General features: G+C 53.0%; 4 protein-coding genes. All 4 read left to right on the top strand.

The genetic code is table 11. The features are described 5' to 3' along the window. The first annotated feature begins 81 nt into the window (after positions 1-81). The 4 genes from N799_RS15735 (at position 82) to N799_RS13990 (ending at position 1540) form a co-directional block, all read left to right on the top strand. Positions 82-255 carry a hypothetical protein gene (locus N799_RS15735; protein ID WP_160279981.1) on the top strand — a complete coding sequence of 58 codons (174 nt, stop codon included), beginning with the start codon at positions 82-84 and terminating at the stop codon, positions 253-255. A gap of 11 nt (positions 256-266) precedes the next feature. Further along, positions 267-401 (top strand): hypothetical protein, encoded by a 135-nt coding sequence (locus tag N799_RS16045; RefSeq protein ID WP_275040626.1) that lies wholly within the window; start codon positions 267-269, stop codon positions 399-401. A gap of 108 nt (positions 402-509) precedes the next feature. Continuing rightward, positions 510-839, top strand: coding sequence for a hypothetical protein (locus N799_RS15545; RefSeq protein ID WP_152597990.1), 330 nt, complete (start codon positions 510-512; stop codon positions 837-839). Positions 840-1312: 473 nt separating this feature from the next. Then, positions 1313-1540 (top strand): hypothetical protein, encoded by a 228-nt coding sequence (locus tag N799_RS13990; RefSeq protein ID WP_036213937.1) that lies wholly within the window; start codon positions 1313-1315, stop codon positions 1538-1540. The last annotated feature ends 216 nt before the right edge of the window (positions 1541-1756 follow it).

Genomic DNA, 1756 nt, shown 5'->3' with positions numbered 1-1756 from the left:
GTCAAAATGTAGCCCCAAAAGGGTTTACAAACTAGCCAAATGCCCTATATTAAAAGTATGAAAAACGCAACGGATAACGCAATGAACCTCACAACCCTCACCGAATACGATCTCTCTTTTGAACTGGTGCTCACCGATGAAGACGGCGAAGTCCAGGGCAAGGTTGAAGTTCCTGCTACCACCCGCTCGGACCTGATCTGCTACCTGGTTCGCCAGACCGATACAGGCCTTTCCATCCGCCCCGTCCTCAACTAAGGAGACCTCTAATGACCAACGCACTCAACGCCGCAATCTCCCTGACCGACGCGCTTTGCGATTTCGTCCGGGACAACTTCGCCATGGTGGCCTTCGGTTCCATCTTGACCGTTCCCGCTGCCGTCGCTCTTGCCTACATCATCTAACAAGGAATAACCCCATGAGCTTTCTTGCCTTTGCCATCATCTCCCTTACCATCGGTGCAGTTGCCGCCTATTTCATCATCGACTACATCGAAAGGTTCGCCGAAACCCATGCTCTCGCCTAAACCATCAAACGCCAAGCTCACCGCCAGGCATCCGGTTGTCCGCGAGCACCCGGCCATAGTCGAGGCCTTCAAGCGCAAGTGTGCACAAGTGGGCATTACGCAAGGGGAAGGGATCCGCCAGCTGATTGCAAGCTACCTGGCGCACCCGTTCAAGCTGCACCCGAGGGTGTGGAACGAGGATCGATCGGCGCATTACACGGGAGCGAAGAACACGCCGGAGCAAGTCGCCAAGCTTGCCCAAGTGGCAGTAAAAAACGGAACGCAACAAGGCGAGGTTATCCGCCAACTCATCCACCGCTACTTAGAGCAACCATGATTCGTGCCGCGCTACTTGCAACCGCCATCGCTTTTCCCTTCTTCGTTGGTTCTTGGCCGGCGTTGGGTGTGTCGCTATGCCTGGTGCACCTGGCGGTTCGGGTAGGGCAAGTGAAAGACTTGAATGAGTGCGCGCCGGATGAAGCCGCGGCGAGCACGAGTTCGATGGCGTGAGAAGGTAAGCCTATCGGCCTTCGGCTGCTTGATGGAAGAGCAAAATCAAGAGCGTTTAACTGGGCTTGCGCCCGGTTAAAATGCATTTGACCAAACACGCTGACACCTTGGAAAAGCAATGGAACTGATGCGGCTACGCCCTGGGAGGGTAGGGTAAGCGTGTGCCTAAAAGAGTGATATTGATCTCGTAAATTAAGTTGATAATGTAGCCTCAAAAGGGTTTACAAAATGTCGGTTTGTCTTAACTTGAATACATGGAAAGCAATTGTGCTGGCCTGTAAACATCAAGGAAACAACGCAATGAACATTCAAACCACATTCGAAAAGATCAACGCCCTAAACGAAATGGAAGCGATGCTTGACAAGAACGTAATGCTGCCGCTTTCAGTGATCGGTGATGACGGGAGGACCGGGTTTATCTCAATCGAGAATGCCCAAAAGGCCTTGAACTGCCAGGGATACGAATACGAGACGGTAGATGGTCGCTCGCTCTATGCGCAGAATATCTCGATCACATTAGACTTCTGATCCCAGCAGATTCAATTTACAAGAAAGGGCCCCACCGAGGGCCCTTTTCTATTGGATCCTCGCTGCGCGATCGGGCCCGCGGTGCTTTGCACGCAAGCAGTGCTTGCCCCTTCGGGCTTTGATCCCTGGCTCAAAGTCAAAAGCGTTTGATGGGCCGTTGGCCCTGTTTGGAAAAGCATTGGAACCTGATGCGGCTACGCCCTTGGGGGTGAGGTA

The sequence above is a fragment of the Lysobacter arseniciresistens ZS79 genome (assembly GCF_000768335.1).
Classification (GTDB): Bacteria; Pseudomonadota; Gammaproteobacteria; order Xanthomonadales; family Xanthomonadaceae; genus Novilysobacter; species Novilysobacter arseniciresistens.
Note: the sequence above shows the minus strand (reverse complement) of the source record. Positions and strands in the feature narration are given on the sequence as shown.

Coding starts and splice junctions, on each gene's coding strand:
- N799_RS15735 (WP_160279981.1), top strand. CDS start 82: ATGAACCTCACAACCCTCACCGAATACGATCTCTCTTTTGAACTGGTG.
- N799_RS15545 (WP_152597990.1), top strand. CDS start 510: ATGCTCTCGCCTAAACCATCAAACGCCAAGCTCACCGCCAGGCATCCG.
- N799_RS13990 (WP_036213937.1), top strand. CDS start 1,313: ATGAACATTCAAACCACATTCGAAAAGATCAACGCCCTAAACGAAATG.
- N799_RS16045 (WP_275040626.1), top strand. CDS start 267: ATGACCAACGCACTCAACGCCGCAATCTCCCTGACCGACGCGCTTTGC.